Annotated in this window: 20 protein-coding genes and 1 tRNA gene; 19 read left to right on the top strand and 2 right to left on the bottom strand. The window is 68.9% G+C overall.

Annotated elements, in window-relative coordinates; genetic code table 11:
* From Q0812_RS05010 to Q0812_RS04950, 13 genes are all read left to right on the top strand, one after another.
* Positions 1-117, top strand: a 117-nt coding sequence (locus tag Q0812_RS05010) for an EF-Tu C-terminal domain-related protein (protein WP_302109217.1), incomplete at its 5' end; no start/stop codon positions are given.
* Between the two features lie 118 nt (positions 118-235).
* A complete protein-coding gene (locus tag Q0812_RS05005) occupies positions 236-706 on the top strand; it encodes a GNAT family N-acetyltransferase (RefSeq protein ID WP_302109174.1) in 471 nt (156 codons plus the stop codon).
* A gap of 57 nt (positions 707-763) precedes the next feature.
* Positions 764-2095, top strand: coding sequence for a mechanosensitive ion channel (locus tag Q0812_RS05000; protein ID WP_302109173.1), 1332 nt, complete (start codon positions 764-766; stop codon positions 2093-2095).
* Positions 2096-2235: 140 nt separating this feature from the next.
* Positions 2236-3558 (top strand): hemolysin family protein, encoded by a 1323-nt coding sequence (locus Q0812_RS04995; RefSeq protein WP_302109172.1) that lies wholly within the window; start codon positions 2236-2238, stop codon positions 3556-3558.
* Positions 3559-3668: 110 nt separating this feature from the next.
* Positions 3669-3744 (top strand) — tRNA-Trp (locus Q0812_RS04990).
* A 143-nt stretch (positions 3745-3887) separates the two neighbouring features.
* The gene (gene secE, locus Q0812_RS04985) at positions 3888-4112 is read left to right on the top strand and encodes a preprotein translocase subunit SecE (RefSeq protein ID WP_341923503.1); all 225 of its coding nucleotides are present in this window, start codon (positions 3888-3890) and stop codon (positions 4110-4112) included.
* Positions 4113-4123: 11 nt separating this feature from the next.
* Positions 4124-4696: a transcription termination/antitermination protein NusG gene (gene nusG, locus Q0812_RS04980; protein ID WP_302109170.1), complete on the top strand. Its 573-nt coding sequence runs from the start codon at positions 4124-4126 to the stop codon at positions 4694-4696.
* A 146-nt stretch (positions 4697-4842) separates the two neighbouring features.
* Positions 4843-5274, top strand: a complete 432-nt coding sequence (gene rplK, locus Q0812_RS04975) for a 50S ribosomal protein L11 (RefSeq protein WP_302109169.1) — start codon at positions 4843-4845, stop codon at positions 5272-5274.
* A gap of 3 nt (positions 5275-5277) precedes the next feature.
* The gene (gene rplA, locus Q0812_RS04970) at positions 5278-5967 is read left to right on the top strand and encodes a 50S ribosomal protein L1 (RefSeq protein ID WP_302109168.1); all 690 of its coding nucleotides are present in this window, start codon (positions 5278-5280) and stop codon (positions 5965-5967) included.
* A 115-nt stretch (positions 5968-6082) separates the two neighbouring features.
* Positions 6083-7303 (top strand): chromate efflux transporter, encoded by a 1221-nt coding sequence (gene chrA / locus Q0812_RS04965; protein WP_302109167.1) that lies wholly within the window; start codon positions 6083-6085, stop codon positions 7301-7303.
* Positions 7304-7593: 290 nt separating this feature from the next.
* Positions 7594-8109: a 50S ribosomal protein L10 gene (gene rplJ, locus Q0812_RS04960; protein WP_302109166.1), complete on the top strand. Its 516-nt coding sequence runs from the start codon at positions 7594-7596 to the stop codon at positions 8107-8109.
* 50 nt (positions 8110-8159) lie between these two features.
* Entirely contained in the window at positions 8160-8552 is a 393-nt protein-coding gene (rplL, locus tag Q0812_RS04955; protein WP_302109165.1) for a 50S ribosomal protein L7/L12, read from the top strand.
* 95 nt (positions 8553-8647) lie between these two features.
* Positions 8648-9691 (top strand): serine hydrolase domain-containing protein, encoded by a 1044-nt coding sequence (locus Q0812_RS04950; RefSeq protein ID WP_302109164.1) that lies wholly within the window; start codon positions 8648-8650, stop codon positions 9689-9691.
* A 15-nt stretch (positions 9692-9706) separates the two neighbouring features.
* On the opposite strand, the gene Q0812_RS04945 is transcribed toward Q0812_RS04950, so the two are convergent.
* Together Q0812_RS04945 and Q0812_RS04940 are read right to left on the bottom strand one after the other, a co-directional pair.
* Positions 9707-10075, bottom strand: coding sequence for a YybH family protein (locus Q0812_RS04945; protein WP_302109163.1), 369 nt, complete (start codon positions 10073-10075; stop codon positions 9707-9709).
* Positions 10076-10098: 23 nt separating this feature from the next.
* On the bottom strand, positions 10099-11235 hold the full coding sequence (locus Q0812_RS04940) for a bifunctional 2-C-methyl-D-erythritol 4-phosphate cytidylyltransferase/2-C-methyl-D-erythritol 2,4-cyclodiphosphate synthase (protein ID WP_302109162.1): 1137 nt from the start codon (positions 11233-11235) through the stop codon (positions 10099-10101).
* 135 nt (positions 11236-11370) lie between these two features.
* Between Q0812_RS04940 and Q0812_RS04935 the strand changes: the two genes are divergently transcribed.
* From Q0812_RS04935 to hflX, 6 genes are all read left to right on the top strand, one after another.
* Positions 11371-12306 carry a tRNA dihydrouridine synthase gene (locus Q0812_RS04935; RefSeq protein ID WP_302109216.1) on the top strand — a complete coding sequence of 312 codons (936 nt, stop codon included), beginning with the start codon at positions 11371-11373 and terminating at the stop codon, positions 12304-12306.
* 57 nt (positions 12307-12363) lie between these two features.
* Positions 12364-14589: a sensor histidine kinase NtrY-like gene (locus Q0812_RS04930; protein ID WP_302109161.1), complete on the top strand. Its 2226-nt coding sequence runs from the start codon at positions 12364-12366 to the stop codon at positions 14587-14589.
* Positions 14586-16019 (top strand): nitrogen assimilation response regulator NtrX, encoded by a 1434-nt coding sequence (ntrX, locus tag Q0812_RS04925; protein WP_302109160.1) that lies wholly within the window; start codon positions 14586-14588, stop codon positions 16017-16019. Before Q0812_RS04930 ends, ntrX begins: the two co-directional genes overlap by 4 nt.
* On the top strand, positions 16019-16882 hold the full coding sequence (locus Q0812_RS04920; RefSeq protein ID WP_302109159.1) for a D-amino-acid transaminase: 864 nt from the start codon (positions 16019-16021) through the stop codon (positions 16880-16882). Before ntrX ends, Q0812_RS04920 begins: the two co-directional genes overlap by 1 nt.
* A gap of 63 nt (positions 16883-16945) precedes the next feature.
* Positions 16946-17203 carry an RNA chaperone Hfq gene (gene hfq / locus Q0812_RS04915; protein WP_302109158.1) on the top strand — a complete coding sequence of 86 codons (258 nt, stop codon included), beginning with the start codon at positions 16946-16948 and terminating at the stop codon, positions 17201-17203.
* Complete coding sequence (gene hflX, locus Q0812_RS04910) at positions 17200-18516, top strand: GTPase HflX (protein WP_302109157.1); 1317 nt, start codon at positions 17200-17202, stop codon at positions 18514-18516. Before hfq ends, hflX begins: the two co-directional genes overlap by 4 nt.

The following is an 18516-nucleotide window of genomic DNA, read 5'->3' as shown; positions in this document are numbered from 1 at the left end:
GCCGAGCTGGAAGTCGAGCTGATCACGCCCATCGCCATGGAGGAGAAGCTGCGCTTCGCCATCCGTGAAGGCGGCCGTACCGTCGGCGCCGGCGTCGTGGCCAAGATCATCGACTGATCCTTGGCGCTACCGCTCGCGCCGCAGGCGCTCGCTGCTTGAGCGCCGGGACGGGCAAAAACTGACCAATGCGAGCGGCCCGGGAGCGATCCCGGGCCGTTCTGCCATGGAGGCGGCCATGATCCGCATCATTTCGCTGCACGAACGACCTGAACTGGCCCCGGCGCTGACGGCGGCCCTGATCGAGGCCTGGCCCAAATGGTATGGGCCCGGCGGTTCGGGCGACGCGCGGCGCGAGGCGGCCGCGCGGGCGGGGCGCGGCCTGCCGAGGGCGCTGGTGGCGCTGGACGGTGATCAGCTGATCGGGACGGCTTCGCTGGTCGAGACCTCGATCCCCACCCATGCGCACCTGAGGCCGTGGCTGGGCGGCCTGTGGGTGAGGCCCGAGGCGCGCGAGCGGGGGCTGGGTCTTGAACTGGTGCGGGCATCGCGCGCCGCCGCGAAGCACATGGGAATTTCGCGCCTGCACGCGGCCACGGCCTCGGCCGCCTCGCTGTTCCGCCGAGACGACTGGAGCCTGATCGACGAGACGGAGCTGCCCGCCCATCCCGGCGAGATCATCGGTGTCTGGGCCATCGATCTGGTCTAAGCGGCGCCGTCTTCGGAACCTCCGCCCGGCTTTGCGGTTGACCGCCTGAAGCGACGCTTGGATCGCAAGGGCAGGGACCACATGTATCGGACGGAATACGAATTCATCGGTTGGGAGCGGCTGCTCGAGGAGTGGCTGCCGAAAGGCCTGGGCGCGCTGCTGATCCTGGTGGCGGCCTGGTTCGTCGGCAAGGCGGTGAAATGGGCGCTGGCCAAGGTCATCGACCGCATTCCCGGCTCGTCCAAGGCCAATCTCAGCGAGAACCCGAAACATTCCATCGGGGCCAGCATCGGCGACGTGGCCTTCTGGCTGATCCTGCTGTTCGGCGTCGTGGCGGCGCTGGGCGTGCTGAACCTTGGCCAGGTGGTCGAGCCCCTGAACGCATTGCTGACCCAGGTGGCCAGCTTCCTGCCCAATATCCTCGGCGCGGCCCTGATCTTCTTCATCGGCTTCGTCATCGCCACCCTGGCGCGCCGGGTGACCGAGGCGGCCCTGCAGGCCGCCAGCGCCGACCGCTGGCTGGACAAGGCCGGGCTGTCGCGCGCCACCGGCTCCACCGGCGTCAGCACGGCTCTTGGCACCCTGGTGTTTGTGCTGGTGCTGATCCCCATCACTATCGCGGCGCTGGAGCAGCTGGGCATCGAGTCGCTGACGGTGCCGGCGGTGGCCGTGCTGTCGACGGTCTTCGACGCCATCCCGCGCGTGCTGGCGGCGGCCATCGTGCTGGCCATCGGCTGGTTCATCGGCCGCTGGGTCGCCCACGTCATCGAGCGGGTGCTGCCTGCCACCGGCTTTGACCGCAGCATCACCGGCCTGGCCAATCTGGCGTCGCGACAGCCGGCGGAACCGGCACCGGCGACCGCCCCCTATGCGGGGGACGTGACGCCCGCGGCCAAGGCGGCCATGGGCGGCGCCGAGGGGCCGCGGCCGATGACGCCCTCGCGCGTGGTCGGACTGATCGCCATGGCGGCCATAGTGGTCTTCACGGCCATCGAGGCGGCGCGTCTGTTGAACTTCGCCACCGTGGCCACGATCCTCGAGGAAATCCTGGCGCTGGCCGGCCGTGTCATCGTGGGCGGCGTCATCATCACCGCCGGGGTGATCATCGCCGACGTGCTGTCCCGGCTGATCGACCGGGGCACGACCGGAGCGGACGGCTTCGCCTCAACCCTGGTGCGCTGGACCACCATCGCCCTGGCCACGGCCATGGGTCTGAGCTTCATGGGCATCGCCGACGACATCGTCATCCTGGCCTTTGGCCTGACGCTGGGCGCCGCCGCAGTGGCCGCGGCCCTGGCCTTCGGCCTGGGCGGCCGTCCCGCCGCGGGGCAGGTGGCGCAGACCTGGGCCGACAAGATCACTCGCCGGCCCAAAGGCCCGATGGGCTGATCGATCACCCGGATGTGGACCGAAAGGGCTCTCGCGGCGCGCGAGGGCCCTTTCTCGTATGGCGCGCGGGCCGAACACCCCTTAAGGTGGCGGCGCGGTCGTAACGGTATGGATCGCGTCGCGGGTCCGTCCCCACCTCGATGTTAGCCATCGCCATTCTGGTCGTTCTGCTGCTGATTGTGCTGAACGGCCTCTTCGCCATGACCGAGCTGGCGCTCGTCTCCTCCCGCAAGGCCAAGCTACAGAGCCGCGCCGAACGTGGCGACAAGGGCGCGCGCGCCGCGCTGCGCCTGGCGGAGAACCCCACCCACTTCCTGTCCGCCGTCCAGGTCGGGATCACCCTGATCGGTATTCTGGCCGGCGCCTACGGCCAGGCGGCCATCGCCGGGCAGCTGAACGTGATCCTTGAAAGATCGCTGCCCGCGATCGCCTCGTGGTCTGAAGCCCTTGCGACCGGCGTTGTGGTCATCCTGATCACCTACGTGTCGCTGATCGTCGGCGAGCTGGTCCCCAAGCGGCTGGCGCTGATCTTCCCCGAGGCGATCGCCGCCAAGATGGCCTCGCCCATCTCGCGACTGGCGCTGGTGCTGAAGCCCTTTGTCAGCCTCTTGACCCTGTCCACCTCGGGCATCCTCAGACTGATGGGCGTCAAGGACCGCGATGGCTCCGACGTCACCCAGGAGGAGGTCGAGACCATGATCGCCGAGGGCACCTCGGCCGGTCTGATCGAGCCCGAGGAGCAGGAGATGATCGAGGAGATCCTGACCCTCGGCGACCGGCCCATACGGGTGGCCATGACGCCCCGGCATGAGGTCTTCTGGATCGCCCTGGACGACAGCGAGGCGCAGCTGCGCGAGGAGATACGCACCTGTCCCTATTCGCGCATCGTCGTGGCCCGCGAGAGCGACGTCGATAATCCGCTGGGCGTGGTGCACAAGAAGGACCTGTTGGATTCCCTGTTGGACAACGGCGAGTTCAACGTCGAGCGCCACGTCCAGGAGCCGGCCTTCATTCCCCAGACCACCTCGGTGCTGAAGGCGCTTGAGATCCTGAAGGGATCAAAGGTCCACATGGCCTTCATCGTCGATGAGTACGGCGCCTTTGAAGGCGTGGTCACGGCCACGGACCTGCTGGAGATGATCGCCGGCGACTTCAACGAGGAGCACGACGAGCCCAGCCCCAACATCGTGCCGGACGGGGAGGGCGCGTGGCTGGTCGACGGGCGCACCGATCTGGACGAACTGAGCGAAATCCTGGGCGAGGACTTCGGCGAGAGCGACGGCTTCCACACCGTGGCGGGGCTGATCCTGCACCAGCTGTCCCGCATCCCGGATCAGGGCGAGGTGCTGCAGGTGGGTCGCTTTGAGGTGGAGGTGCTGGAGATGGAGGACCGGCGCATTGATTCGCTGCGCTTCCGCCAAGCCGCGCCCGCGCCGCAGCCCGACCTGGATCTGCTGGATTAAGAGGCGAGCGGGCGCTTGCCCGCGCCATCGGCCACTGGTAAAGCCCCCGTTCCGGCGAAGGCCGCGCGCGCCGCAGGGTCTGCCCCTCCGGCGCGCTGTTCTTTGTCTGGAGGAGTGTAGCTCAGCTGGTAGAGCATCGGTCTCCAAAACCGAGGGCCGGGGGTTCGAGTCCCTCCACTCCTGCCATTTTAAAATCGGGGCCGGCTCTCCATATCAGGCGGCCCTGAAACGCATCGAAGGCTGATCACTCACCCATGGCCAGGCCACGGACACCGACTGGAAACCGCGCCGCTACCCGCCGTCCCGCGCCCGCGGGCGGGGCTCCGACCGTGACGGCCGAGCCCGCCGCGCCGAAGAAGCCCAAGGTCGGCCCCATTCAGTTCCTGAACCAGGTGCGCGCCGAGACGCGCAAGATCACCTGGCCCAGCCGCAAGGAGACCTGGATCACCTCGGTCATGGTGCTGATCATGGTGGTGCTGGCCTCGCTGTTCTTCTGGATCGTCGACCTGGTGCTGGGCCTGGGTGCGGCGCAACTGATTCAAATCGGCCGATAGGAGGCGCTTAAGTGAGCGACGTCGCCCCCGAGGCCAAGCCGGCCTCCAACCCCCGCCACAAGTGGTACATCGTCCACGCCTACTCGAACTTCGAGAAGAAGGTGAAGGAGTCGATCCTGGAGCAGGCCAAGGCCCAGGGTCTGGACAGCTGCTTCAGCGACATCCTGGTGCCGACCGAGGACGTGGTCGAGATGCGCCGGGGCCGCAAGGTCACGTCGGAGCGCAAGTTCTTTCCCGGCTATGTGCTGGTGAAGATGGAGCTGACCGACGAGGCGTTCCACCTGATCAAGAACACGCCCAAGGTCACGGGCTTCCTGGGTTCGGGCTCCAAGCCGATGCCGGTCTCCGAAAAGGAGATCGAGCGCATCGTCGGCACGGCGGAAGAAGGCGTGGAGCGTCCGCGTCCGACCATCCGCTTCGACATCGGCGAGACGGTCAAGGTCATCGACGGACCCTTCGCCAGCTTCGACGGCCAGGTGGAGAGCGTCGACGAGGAGCGCGCGCGCCTGCGGGTGTCGGTGTCGATCTTCGGCCGCGCCACGCCGGTGGAGCTGGAATACAGCCAGGTCGAGAAGACCAGCTGATCACGCTTACGTTTTGAGATTGGCCGCAGCCGTGATACAGGCCGCGCCTTCGCGCTTTCGGGCGCGAGCCAAACCCGTGGGAGGGGCTGCCCGCACCACGGCTTCATAGGCGGCATTAGGTTGCCGTCGTCTGGAAGGAGACAGGAATGGCCAAGAAGATTCTCGGCTACATCAAACTGCAGGTGCCCGCGGGCTCCGCCACGCCCTCGCCGCCGATCGGTCCGGCCCTGGGTCAGCGCGGCGTCAACATCATGGGCTTCTGCAAGGAGTTCAACGCGCGCACGGAAAAGGAAGCCAAGGGCACCCCGCTTCCGACCGTGATCACGGTCTATCAGGACAAGAGCTTCACCTTCGTCACCAAGACGCCGCCGGCGACCTGGTATCTGAAGGAGGCCGCCAAGATTAAGTCGGGCGCCGCCAAGACCGGCCGCGAAACCGCCGGCAAGATCACCCGCGCCCAGCTGCGCGAGATCGCCGAAAAGAAGATGAAGGATCTGAACGCCAACGACATCGACGCGGCGGCCAAGATCATCGAAGGCTCGGCCCGCGCCATGGGCCTCCAAGTGGTGGAGGGCTAATCAATGGCCAAGCAACCCAAGCGCATTCAGGCCTGGACCGGCGATCGCGTGACGCCGCTGCCGGTCGCCGAGGCCGTCAAGCTGGTCAAGGAAAACGCCAAGGCCAAGTTCGACGAGTCGATCGAGATCGCCGTCAATCTGGGCGTCGATCCGCGCCACGCCGACCAGCAGGTCCGCGGCGTGGTCACCCTGCCGTCGGGCACGGGCCGCGACGTGCGCGTCGCCGTCTTCGCCAAGGACGCCAAGGCCGATGAAGCCAAGGCGGCCGGCGCCGAGCACGTGGGCGCCGAGGATCTGTACGAGAAGATCAACGGCGGCTTCATGGACTTCGACCGCGTCATCGCGACGCCCGACATGATGGCCCTGGTGGGCCGTCTGGGTAAGGTGCTGGGCCCGCGCGGCCTGATGCCCAACCCCAAGGTCGGCACCGTGACCCCGAACGTGGCCCAGGCGGTCAAGGACGCCAAGGGCGGCGCCGTGGAGTTCCGCGTCGAGAAGGCCGGCATCGTGCACGGCGGCATCGGCAAGGCCAGCTTCACGGAAGGCGACATCGAAGCCAACGTTCGCGCCTTCGTCGACGCCCTGAACAAGGCCAAGCCCTCGGGCGCCAAGGGCACCTATGTGAAGCGCATCAGCCTGTCCTCGACCATGGGCCCGGGCTTCAAGATCGATCCGGCCAGCCTGCAGGCCTGATCACCTTCTTTCGATCCCTATCGACTATGGCGGCGGCGAGGAGCGATCTTCGCCGCCGTTTTCTTTGGGCCTCGCCTGACGCATGCTGAGCCCGCAGCCGTGGCGGAGACGTGGTGTGAGCGAGGCGGACAGCACTTTCGAACCCGCTCCGCCACCCTTGAGCCTGGGGGCCCTGTTCCTGCTTTTCCTGGGCTTTGGCGTGCGCGCCTTCGGCGGGCCCGTGGCCCAGATCGCCCTGCTCAAGCGCGAGCTGGTCGAGCGCGATGGGTGGATGTCCACCGCGCGCTTCAACCGCCTGCTGGCGGTCATGCAGGCGCTGCCCGGGCCCGAGGCGCACGAGCTGTGCGTGCATCTGGGGATGCGGGCCCGGGGCCAGTGGGGCGGGCTGTTGGCGGGGCTCGGCTTCATGCTGCCGGGCTTCGTGTTGATGCTGGCGGTCAGCTGGCTCTATTTCCGGCTGGATTTTGATCAGCCCTGGTTGGCGGCGGCGACGCTGGGCCTGCAGGCGGCTGTCATCGCCCTGATCGTGCGGGCCGTGGAGCGGATCGGGCGTCACGCTCTCAGCGATCCGTGGCTGTGGGCCCTCGCGGGGCTGGCGCTGGTCGCCTCGCTGTTGGGCGTGTCCTTCTGGATCGTCCTCGGCGCATGCGGCGGCGCCTATGCGCTCATTCGCATGGGACGACGGACGGGGGCCGTGGCGGTCCTCGTGCTGGCCGCAGGGCTGGCCCTGCTGACGGCGGGGCAGGCGGACGGGCTGGCGGGTCCGCCGGCAGGCGGTGTTTCGAGCCCCGCCTCACCCTGGCTGCTGTTCCTGGCGGGGCTGAAGGCCGGACTGCTGACCTTCGGGGGCGCCTATACGGCCATCCCGTTCGTGCGCGCCGACACGGTCGAGCGCAGCTGGATCAGCGAAGGGCAGTTCCTGGACGGCCTGGCCCTGTCAGGCGTGCTGCCTGCGCCGCTGATCATCTTCTGCACCTTCGTGGGCTACGCGGCAGGTGGATTGCCGGGCGCTCTGCTGATCACGGCCGGGGTCTTCCTGCCAGCCTTCGCGTTTTCCCTGATCTTTTACGACCGGCTGGAGGCCGTGATCGAGACGCCGGGACTGTCGGCGCTGCTGGAGGGCGTGACCGCGGGGGTGGTGGGCCTGATCGCCGCCACCACCTTGCAGCTGGGCTGGAGGCTGCTTGCCGGTGAGGGCGGCTGGCCCGCAGCAGCCATCGCGCTGGGCGGACTTGTGGCGCTGCACGTCTGGCGAAGCGGCTGGGCCGTGCCGGCGGTGCTGCTGGCGGGCGCGGCGGCCATGACGGCGCTGCGTCTATCGGGCGTGGCGCATTGATTTTCCGGCAGGGCGGTGTATAGAGCGCGCCTTCCCGCACCGGCCCCGGCCGGAGCGGACCTGTCCGAGAACTTCGGGGCATGGGGGCCGCCCATGCCGTAACAGCGGAAGAGCCCTTCCGCGCCGTGGGGAGACGGGGATGAACCGTTATTCCGTGCTGGCTCCGGTCAGTGCGAGGCGGGCTTCCTTCGGACAGCAGTAAACGCCCGGCTTTCGCCCTTACAGGCGAGGGAAGGGTGCGCCTACGCCGTTCGGGCTCCTCCGGGCGGCGATCTCTAACGGAGACCGCAATGGACCGCGCACAAAAGGCCGAGTCGATCGAGACGCTGAAGGGCGTTTTCGCCGACGCCGGCGCCGTGGTCGTGACCCACTACTCGGGTCTGACCGTTGCGGAGATGGAAGACCTTCGTGGCCGCCTGCGTCAGCAGGGCGGGGCCTTCAAGGTGGTCAAGAACCGCCTGGCCCTGAAGGCGCTCGAGGCGGCTGACGGCAGCCCCTACCACGACCTGTTCAAGGGTCCGGTGGGCATCGCCTACGCCCCCGACGCCGTGTCCGCCGCCAAGGTCACGGCCGAATACGCCAAGGGCAACGACAAGTTCGTCGTCCAGGGCGGCTTCATGGGCGAGAAGGTTCTGGACGCCAAGTCGGTGGAGGCTCTGTCGAAGCTTCCGTCGCTGGACCAGATCCGCGCCCAGCTGATCGGTCTGCTGAACGCCCCGGCCACCAAGGTCGCCGGCGTGCTGCAGGCTCCGGCCGGCCAACTGGCTCGCGTCTTCAACGCCTACGCGACCAAAGACGCCGCCTGATCCTCCTCTCCGCCTGAACTGAAACCCAACCTGTCCAAAGGAACCTGAAAATGGCCGACCTGCAAAAGATCGCCGAAGACCTGTCCTCGCTGACCGTCCTCGAAGCCGCCGAACTGTCCAAGATCCTCGAAGAGAAGTGGGGCGTTTCCGCCGCCGCTCCTGTCGCCATGGCCGCCATGCCGATGGCCGGCGGCGCCGGTGGCGCTCCGGCTGAGGCCGCTGAAGAGCAGACCGAGTTCACCGTCGTGCTGACCGCCGGCGGCGACAAGAAGATCAACGTGATCAAGGAAGTCCGCGGCGCTCGTCCGGACCTGGGCCTGAAGGAGGCCAAGGACCTGGTCGAAGGCGCTCCGCAGAACGTCGTCGAGAACGTGTCTAAGCAAGCCGCCGAAGAGCTGAAGAAGAAGCTCGAGGAAGCCGGCGCCACCGTCCAGATCAAGTAAATCTGGCGGCGTCGATCGACGCTTGACGAAGATGCGGCCCCGGAGGCGACTCCGGGGCCGTTTTCTTTGCCGAACCGGGCCGTTACACCAGCCATATGAGCCCGCGCCGACGCCGCATTCTGCCTGCCCTGATGGCGCTGGTCGCCGCCTGGTTGCCCGGCGCACAAGCCCGCGCGCGCTCCGAAGCCCCGCTGACGGCGCAAGCGATCCTCGAAAGGGTGGCCGCCGCCTATCCCGGCGGCGCCTGGATGCGGATCGATCAGGACGGCGCCGTCCGCTCAGGCGCCTGGGGTTATGGCTTCGGCGATCTTCCGTTCACGCCCGAGACGCCGATCGCCCTTTACAGCACCACCAAGCCGGTCACCGGAATTCTGGCGGCGCGGCTGGCCCTGCAGGGCCGCGTCGATCTGGATCGGCCGGTCGGCGACTATGTCCAGATCGGCGGGGAGCTGGCGCGCCGGCCGTTGCGGCGCCTGCTGACCAATAGCGCCGGGGTGCGCCACTATCGCCCGGACGAGTGGCTGGCCGTCAGCACGCGCCGCTGCGCCGCGCCTTCCGAGGCGCTGGACCTGTTCGTCAATGATCCGCCCGGGCCTGAAGGGGCCTTTGTCTATTCCAGCTACAGCTATGTACTGGCCTCCCAGGCCTTGAGCCAGGCGACGGGGACGCCGTTCGCCGACCTGCTGGCTGAGGAGGTGCTCAGACCCGCCGGGATGATCGCCCGCCTGTGGGAACCGGGACTGAGGCGGCCGCCCAACGGGTTCGAGATGTCGGCCCACGGCCCCGTTCCAGCGCGCGCCATCGACAACAGCTGCAAGTCCGGAGCAGGGGCGCTGGTCGGCTCGGCCGGCGACCTGGCCCGTTTCGGCCATGCGGCGCTGGACGGCATGCTTCTGCCGCGCGAGCAGCTGCACAAGGCGCTGGAGCTGGATCCGGCCAGCGGCGGCGCCTATGCTATGGGCTGGACGGTGCTGAAGGACGGGGAGGGGCGCACGATCGCCCTGCACTCGGGCAATGGCCTGGGCGGCACGGCCGTGGTGGCCATCGACCTGGACCGAGGACGGTCAATCGGGCTGGTCGGCAACCTGCAGGGGCCGGACCTGGTGGAGACGGCGCTGGCGCTGTTGGGGGTGGAGTAGGAGGCGCGCAGCGCGTCAGGGCTGGGAATCGAAGCTCCAGGTTACGAACGCCACGCGCCACGGCGCCCGCAAAACCCATAGATGCCGGCCCGCAACGACCGCGCCCGAAGCGAACTCCGTACGGAAAGCGGCTCTCTTAACGGCCAGGGCGCCAGAGAGCTCCACGGCGACCTCCGAGAGAATGATGCGATGGATGGGTGGGGAGTCTGCGGCGAGATAATCCCGCACCCTGGCACGACCCACGACCGGAGTTCCGACGGGCGGCTGAAAGATGATGTCTGGCGTCATCAGGGCGCACAGATCATCCACTCGATCGGCTGTCTCGGCGGCGATCCAAGCGTTCTGTAACCTCAGAATGATCGTGTGATCGTCGGTCCCGGCCATGCTCCTGCCCCAGCCAAGCGCGCCTAGCCAGGCAGGCTAACGCTGACGACAGCCTGGGCGGCGACGCCCTCCTCGCGGCCGGTGAAGCCCAGCCCCTCGGTCGTCGTGGCCTTGACCGACACGTGGGCGAGATCGGTTTCCAGAAGCTGAGCCAGGCGTTCACGCATGGCCTGGCGGTGAGGTTTGATCTTGGGCTGCTCACAGATGAGGGTCACATCGGCGCTGTCGAGCCGGCCGCCGCGGGCCTTCATCAGGCCGACGGCGTGGTGCAAGAAGATGTCCGAAGCCGCGCCCTTCCACTGGGGATCGCTGGGCGGGAAGTGATCGCCGATGTCGCCCTCGCCCAAGGCGCCTAGCAGGGCGTCCGTCAGAGCATGCAGGCCTGCGTCCGCGTCGGAGTGGCCCAGCAGAGCGCGGTTGTGGGCGATGCGCACGCCGCACAGCCAGACCCCGTCGCCTTCGACCAGCCGGTGCACGTCATACCCTTGGCCCACGGCCGTGCGGCGGCTGACGCTCGCCAGAGCCTCGATCATGGCGAAGTCCTCCGGATAGGTGATCTTGTGCAGACGCGGGTCCCCCGGGACCAGGGCGACCTTCATCCCCGCGGTCTCCAGCAGGGCGGCCTCGTCCGTCGGGGCGTCGGGACCCGGCCAGGCGGCCTCGGCGCGCTCCAGCGCCTCGCGACGAAAGGCCTGGGGGGTCTGGGCGCGCCACAGGCCGTCACGGGGGGCGGTGGCCTCGATGTGACGCTCTCCGCGCTTCAAGGTGTCGGTGACCGGCAGGGCCAGAATGGCGCCGTCCGCCTCGTCCAGGCCGTCCAGCGCTGCGCGCAGGTGGCGGGGCTGGAGAAGGGGACGTGCGGCGTCGTGGATCACCACTGCACCGGCGCCCGGGGGCAAGGCGGCGAGGCCGTTGCGGACGGATGCGGCCCGCGTGGCGCCGCCCGCGACGACGCGCACATGGGTCAGTCCGGCGACGATGGCTTCGGCGCGCTCAATCTCGGGCTCGGGCGCCACCAGCACGGCCGTTCGCGCGTCGGCGTCGAGGCAGGCGCGGACGCTCCACCAGGCGACCGGGCGGCCGTTAAGCAACCGCCACTGCTTGGGCTCGCCCGCGCGGCTGCCGCCTCCGCCCGCGACGATGATGGCGTCAAAGGTCATGCGGCTTCATAGCCACCCCCCGCGCGACTGGCGAGGGTGGACGCATCCGCCGCTTTCGGGGACAAGGCGCGCGTGAACCGGCAACCCCTCCAGATCGGCGATGTGACCGTGCCCGGCCGGGTCTGGCTGGCGCCCATGACGGGCGTCACGGACCTGCCGTTCCGGCGCGCCGCCAGCCGGCTGGGCGCGCCCTATGTGGCGACCGAGATGGTGGCCGCGGCGCCCCTGGCCGCGGGCCGGCCGGACGTGGTGCGCCGCGCCGCCGTGGGCGACGGCCTGCCCCTGACGGTGATCCAGCTGGTGGGCCGTGACCCGCAGATGATGGCGGCGGGCGCCCGCATGGCTGAGGCCGCGGGCGCGGACATCATCGACCTGAACTTCGGCTGCCCCGCCAAGGAGGTGACCGGCTGCCTGTCCGGTTCGGCGGTCATGCGCGATCCAGAGCTGTTCTCGCGCCTGGTCGGGGCTGTCGTCGAGGCGACCGCGCGACCCGTGACGGTCAAGATGCGGCTGGGCTGGGACGACGCTTCGAGAAACGCGCCGCAGCTGGCCGCCACGGCCGAGGCGCTGGGCGTCAAGGCGGTGACCATCCACGGCCGCACCCGCCAGCAATTTTACACCGGCCAGGCGGACTGGAGCGCCGTGGCCGAGGTGGTCGGGGCCGTGTCCATTCCCGTGATCGTCAACGGCGACATCCTGTCGGCGCCGGACGCGCAGGCGGCCTTGGCGGCCTCGGGCGCACAGGGCGTCATGCTGGGTCGCGGCGGCTGCGGACGCCCCTGGGCGCCCACCGAGCTGGAAGGCGAGCGCGACGGCGTCCCGCAGGATGTGGACGCCCTGCTCGCCATTGTGCTGGAACACTATCGGGACGCCCTGGCCTTTTACGGCGACGGACTCGGCCACCGTCTCTTCAAGAAGCATGTGGGCTGGTACGTGGAGCACGCGCCCGTCGGCCAGGCGGACGCCGCCCAGCGGCGCGAGGCGCGGCGCGTGCTCTGCCGAACGCCAGACCCGGCCCAGCTGGAAAGCGGGCTGGATCGCTGGTGGCGAGCGGGTGAGCTGCCCAACTGACGCAGTTCGGCCACACATACTGTTGAGTTTTGGGCACACCCTTGGCATAGGAGACGCATGCCGTCCTCCGCGCCCTTGAAGTCGGCCGAGGCGCCTGCCGGGCCGAGCGCCTGGGGCGGACGCGCCTTCGCGCGGCCCGAGACGCGGCGGGTCGTCTTCGCCACCGCCTACATCCTGGCGGCCGTGGTGACGGCGGCGGGCATCTGGCTGGTGGCGACGGCCCCGGGGGCCGAGGAAGGCTCCGGCGAAATCAGCGCCTCAAGCCGCGTCGTGCTGGGCGTGCTGCTGGTCAACCTGATCCTGATCGGCGCGCTGGCGGCGGTGATGGGCGCGCGCGTCCTCAGCCTGGTGCGCTCGCAGGCCGCGGACCCAGCGGCGCGGCTGCACCTGCGCTTCGTGACCCTGTTCTCGCTGGTGGCCCTGACGCCGACCGTGCTTGTGGCTGTGGTGTTCGGGGTGCTGGTTAATCGCGGCGTGGAGGGCTGGTTCAGCCAGAATGTCCGCAGCGCCGTGGAGAACGGCGCCGAGATCGCCCAGACCTACGTCAATCAGGAGTACCAGTACGTCTACGGCGAAGCGGTGCCGCTGACCCAGGACCTGGCCACCGTGCGCCAGTTCTGGGACGACCGAATCACCTTCAGTCGAGCGCTGGAGGACCTGGCGACGGCGCGCGGGTTCGCGGCGCTCTACGTGGTCGACTCGCGCGGGCGCGTGCTGGCGCGCGGAGAGCAGACCGATGCGCCGCCCTATCTGGCCGCGCCGCCCGAGAGCGCCCAGGCGGCCCTGAACGGCGAGTTGCCCATTCGCGTGACGGAGGGGCCCGACGCGGTGCGCGGTCTTATCGCCCTGCCGGACTATGGGCCCGATCTGCTGCTGCAGATCGTCAGGCCCATGCGCGAGGGCATGATGCAGCGGCTGAGAACGGCCGAGGCCTCCGTAGTGTCCTACCGCGCCGCCGAGGAGGCGAGGGAGCGGCTGCAGGTGGCTTTTGGCCTTTCCTACGCCGAGACGGCGCTTCTGGTGCTGGTGGGCGCGGTCTGGCTGGGCATGGGGGCGGCCAACGCCATCACCGGGCCGGTCGGGCGGCTGGTGGTCGCGGCGGGACGCGTCGCTTCGGGCGACCTCAAGGTGCGGGTCGACGCCAGTCAGGACCCTGCGGAGATCGCGGTCTTATCCAACGCGTTCAATCGCATGACTTCCGATCTTGAGGTCCAACAGGAGGCGCTCCGGCGGGCGTCCGACGAAGCCCAGACCCGATCCCAGTTCATCGAGACGGTGCTGTCGGGGGTCAGCGCGGGGGTTATCGGCCTTGATGAGTCGGATCGCGTCTCGGCGCTGAACGGCCAGGCCAAGGCGCTGCTGGGTCTGCATGACAAGGCGCTGGGCCAGTCGCTGCGGCGTCTGGCGCCGGAGATGGTCGAGGTGCTGGCCAGCCCCTCGGGCGCCGAAACCGAGATTGATCTGGGCCGCGGCGCGGAGACCCGCCGCCTGCGCGTGCGCATCTCGGGCGAGGCGGGCGGCGAGCGGGTGCTGACCTTTGACGACATCACGAGGCTGGTTTCCGCCCAGCGCAACGCCGCCTGGCGCGACGTGGCCCGCCGTATCGCCCACGAGATCAAGAACCCGCTGACGCCCATTCAGCTGTCGGCCGAGCGCCTGCGCCGCAAGTACCGTGAGCGGCTGGCCGAGGATGTCGAGACCTTCGACCGCTGCACCGAGACCATCATCCGCCAGGTGGGCGACATCGGTCGGATGGTGGACGAGTTCTCGTCCTTCGCCCGCATGCCGACGCCCAAGTTCGCCCGCGAGGACGGCGCCGAACTGCTGCGTCAGGCGGTGTTCGCCCAGCGTGTCGCCGCGCCGGACTATCCGGTGGATCTGGCGGACCTGCCCGACGACGGCGCATTCGTCGCCGACGGCCGCATGGTGGCCCAGGCCCTGACCAACGTGCTGAAGAACGCCGGCGAGGCCCTGGCCGGGAAACCGGGCGGGGAGGGCGGGCGGCTGCGCGCCGAACTGATCGCTGACGACCGCCAGCTGACCTTTGTCATCGAGGATGACGGGCCGGGTCTGCCGGCCAAGGACCGCGAGCGCCTGACCGAGCCCTATGTGACCACGCGGGAGCGCGGCACAGGCCTGGGTCTGGCCATCGTTAAACGCATCTGTGAGGACCACGGCGGCGAACTGACGCTGGGCGACGCCCAGACCCTGTCGGGCGCCCGGGTCGCACTGATCTTCCCCAGAACCGCAGTCCCAGCCGAGGGGGCCGGAGGCAAGGCATGACCGCACGTAACGGATTTGGCGCAGATATCCTCGTCGTCGATGACGAGGCCGACATCCGCGAGCTCGTCTCCGGCATCCTGGAGGACGAGGGCTATCGCGTGCGCGTGGCTTCCAGCTCGGAGGAGGCGCTGGCCGCCATCCGGGCGCGCAAGCCGGCCCTGCTGGTGCTCGACATCTGGATGCAGGGCGGCGGCATGGACGGGCTGGAGCTGCTGGACCTGGTCAAGGAGCTGGATGCGGACCTGCCGGTGATCATGATCTCCGGCCACGGCAATATCGAGACGGCGGTTTCGGCCCTGAAGAGGGGGGCCTATGACTTCCTGGAAAAGCCATTCAAGTCCGACCGCTTGCTGGTGATCGTTGACCGCGCGCTTGAGCAGGCCAGCCTCAAGCGCGAGAACCGGATGCTCCGCGGTCGCGCTTCGGTGCCGGACCGGCTGATCGGCACCTCGGCGGCCGCCCAAGCCCTGCGCTCAACCATCGGCAAGGTGGCCTCGGCCAACAGTCGCATCCTGATTTCCGGGCCGCCGGGGTCAGGCAAGGAATTGGCCGCGCGGCTGATCCACGCCGCCAGCCCACGCTCGCGCTGCGAATTCGTGGCCCTGAGCGCGGCAGGCATGACGCCGGAGCGCCTGGACGTGGAGCTGTTCGGCGAAGAAGGCGAGGGCGGGCGCCCCCGCAAGATCGGCGTTTTCGAGCAGGCCCACGGGGGCACACTTTACCTCGACGAAGTGGCGGACATGCCCCGCGAGAGCCAAAGCCGCATCCTGCGGGTGCTCGTCGAACAGCGCTTCAAGCGCGTAGGCGGCGCTGAAGACGTGCAGGTGGACGTCCGCGTGATTTCGTCGACCTCGCGCGATCTGCCTCAGGAGATCGCGGACGGCCGCTTCCGCGAGGACCTGTTTCACCGGCTGAACGTGGTGCCGCTGCGCGTGCCGGGTTTGTCGGAGCGGCGCGACGACATTCCGGAGCTGGTGGAATACTTCCTGGACGCCATCTCCAGCGCCCAGGGCCTGGCCCGCCGCACGCTGGCCGACTCCGCGATCGCCACGCTGCAGCTGCATGAATGGCCGGGCAATGTGCGCCAGCTGCGCAACAACATCGAGCGGCTGCTGATCCTGGCGGCCGGCGACCCGGGCGAGGCCATCACCGCCGAGATGCTGCCGCAGGAAGTGGCCAAGAACGACGGGGGCGGGGTCGGTGCGGAACGGACCATCGCCTTGCCGCTGCGCGAGGCGCGCGAGGTGTTCGAGCGCGAATATCTTACGGCCCAGATCATGCGCTTCGGCGGCAATATCAGCCGGACGGCCGCCTTCATCGGCATGGAGCGGTCGGCCCTGCACCGCAAGCTCAAGACGCTTGGCGTGGCGCCCAGCCGCGGCGGCGAGGCAGACGAGCTGGAAGGCGACGAGGCGGAGGCTGACGCCTGATGTCGCGCTGGGCCTATGTGAACGGCGCCTACCTGCCGCACGGCGACGCCGGCGTGCATGTGGAGGAACGAGGCTTTCAGTTCGCTGACGGGGTCTATGAGGTCTGGGCCGTGATGGACGGCCGGCTGGCTGACTATGACGGCCACATGGCCCGGCTCGAGCGCTCCCTCGATGAGTTGCGCATCGCTCGGCCCATGAGCCGCGACGCGCTCGGATTTGTGCTGCGCGAGACCGTGCGCCGCAATCGGGTGCGCGAGGGGCTCGTTTATCTCCAGGTGACGCGCGGCGTGGCCCGGCGCGATCACGCCTTTCCCAGCCCGGAGGTGAGGCCCGGCGTCGTGGTAACGGCGCGCAGCGTCAACCGCGCCGCCCAGGAGACGCAGGCGGAAAAAGGGGTCGGCGTCATCACCCTGCCTGACCAGCGCTGGGGCCGATGCGACATCAAGTCGGTCGGCTTGCTGCCGAATGTGCTGGGCAAACAGGCGGCGCGCGAGGCCGGCGCCTACGAGGCGTGGATGGTCGACGAGCTGGGTCTGGTGACCGAGGGGACCTCGACCAACGCCTGGATTGTCGACGCCGAAGGCCGGCTGCGTACGCGCGACGTCCAGTCCAACATCCTGCGCGGGATCACGCGCGCGGCGGTGACGAAACTGGCGGCGGAGGAGGGGCTGACCTTCGAGGAGAAGGCCTTTTCCGTCGATGAGGCGAAGCAGGCGCGCGAAGCCTTCATCACCGCGGCCTCGGCCTTTGTCATGCCGGTCGTGTCGGTTGACGGCGCCGTGGTCGGCGACGGCAAGCCGGGCCCGGTGGCTAGCCGGTTGAGGCGCCTCTACCTGGATCGGGCCCGCGCCGAGGCCGTGTGACGCTGTTGCGCCAAGGGCGCCGCGCCCCTACCTTGGATGCACACAACAAGAAGGACAGGAGCAATGTCCCAGGACAAGAAACAGAACCTCCAGGACGCGTTCCTGAACACCGTCCGCAAGTCGAAGACGCCCCTGACCATCTTCCTGATCAACGGGGTCAAGCTGCAGGGCATCGTCACCTGGTTCGACAATTTCTGCCTGCTGCTGCGCCGCGATGGGCAAAGCCAGCTGGTCTACAAGCACGCCATCTCCACCATCATGCCCGCCCAGCCCGTGCAGCTGTGGGATCCGGATGGGGACGGCGAGGACGCCAAGGATTGAACACCAAGCTGATCGACCACACCCCTGAAGTGCAGGGGGCCCTGGTCGTCCATCCCGATACAGGCCGCGCGGGCCGTGACCCGGACGCGCGGCTGACCGAGGCCGTGGGCCTGGCCGAGGCGCTGGACCTGGAGGTTCGCGCCGCCGAGGTCGTGCGCCTGAGGAAGGTCACGCCCGCCACCCTGTTCGGGGGCGGCAAGGTGCAGGAGCTGAAGGCCGTCGCCGAGTCGGTGAACGCCGAGGTGGTCGTCGTCGATGACGCCCTGTCGCCGGGCCAGCAGCGCAATCTGGAGCGGGCGCTGGAACGCAAAGTCATCGACCGCTCGGGTCTGATCCTGGAGATCTTCGCGCGTCGAGCCCGCACGGCCGAGGGCAAGCTGCAGGTGGAGCTGGCGCGGCTGGACTACGAGCGCTCGCGTCTGGTGCGCACCTGGACCCACCTGGAACGTCAACGCGGCGGCCTGGGTAAGACGGGCGGCCCCGGGGAAACCCAGATCGAGCTGGACCGGCGCCTGATCGCCGATCGCATGACGCGGCTGAAGGCCGAGCTGGAAGAGGTGCGCCGCACGCGCGGCCTGCACCGCGACGCCCGCAAACGAGCGCCGCACCCGACGGTGGCCCTTGTCGGCTATACCAACGCCGGCAAGTCGACCCTGTTCAATCGGCTGACCGGAGCGGAGGTGCTGGCCAAGGACCTGCTGTTCGCGACGCTGGATACGACCCAGCGCCAGATCGATCTGCCGAACGGACGGCCGGCCATCATCTCGGATACGGTGGGGTTCATCAGCGATCTGCCGCACGAGCTGGTCGCCGCCTTTCGCGCCACGCTGGAGGAGGTGACCGAGGCGGACCTGGTGCTGCACGTGCGCGACATCGCCAGTCCCGAGACGGACATTCAGGCCAGGGACGTGGAGGCGGTGCTTGAGCGGGTGGCCCCCGCGGCCGACGGCGGACTGAACCTGCTTGAGGTATGGAACAAGGCTGACCTGATCCCCGAGGATGAGCGGGGCGTGCTGGATGCGCGGGCCAAGCTGCGGTCCGAGCCCGGGCAAGTTCCCGCAGTGGTGGTCTCGGCGGTGACCGGCCAGGGGCTTGAGGCGCTGAAGGCCGCGATCGCCCAGCGCATCGATGACGAGCCCGAGGTGCGCCTTAGCCTGGACCCCGCCGAGGGCGAGGCCCTGGCCTGGTTGTACCAACACGGCAGGGTGGTGGATCGCCGAGATCGCGACGACGGCGCCGTCGACTTGACCGTGCGCCTGCATCCGGCGGCCCTGGGCCGCTACGAGCGTCGGTTCGGAGCGGCGAAAGCCTGA

Source organism: Peiella sedimenti, from assembly GCF_030504955.1.
In the GTDB taxonomy this organism is placed as follows: Bacteria; Pseudomonadota; Alphaproteobacteria; order Caulobacterales; family Caulobacteraceae; genus Brevundimonas; species Brevundimonas sedimenti.
The sequence above is the reverse complement of the archived record's forward strand: the minus strand, read 5'-3'. Positions and strand labels throughout refer to the sequence as shown.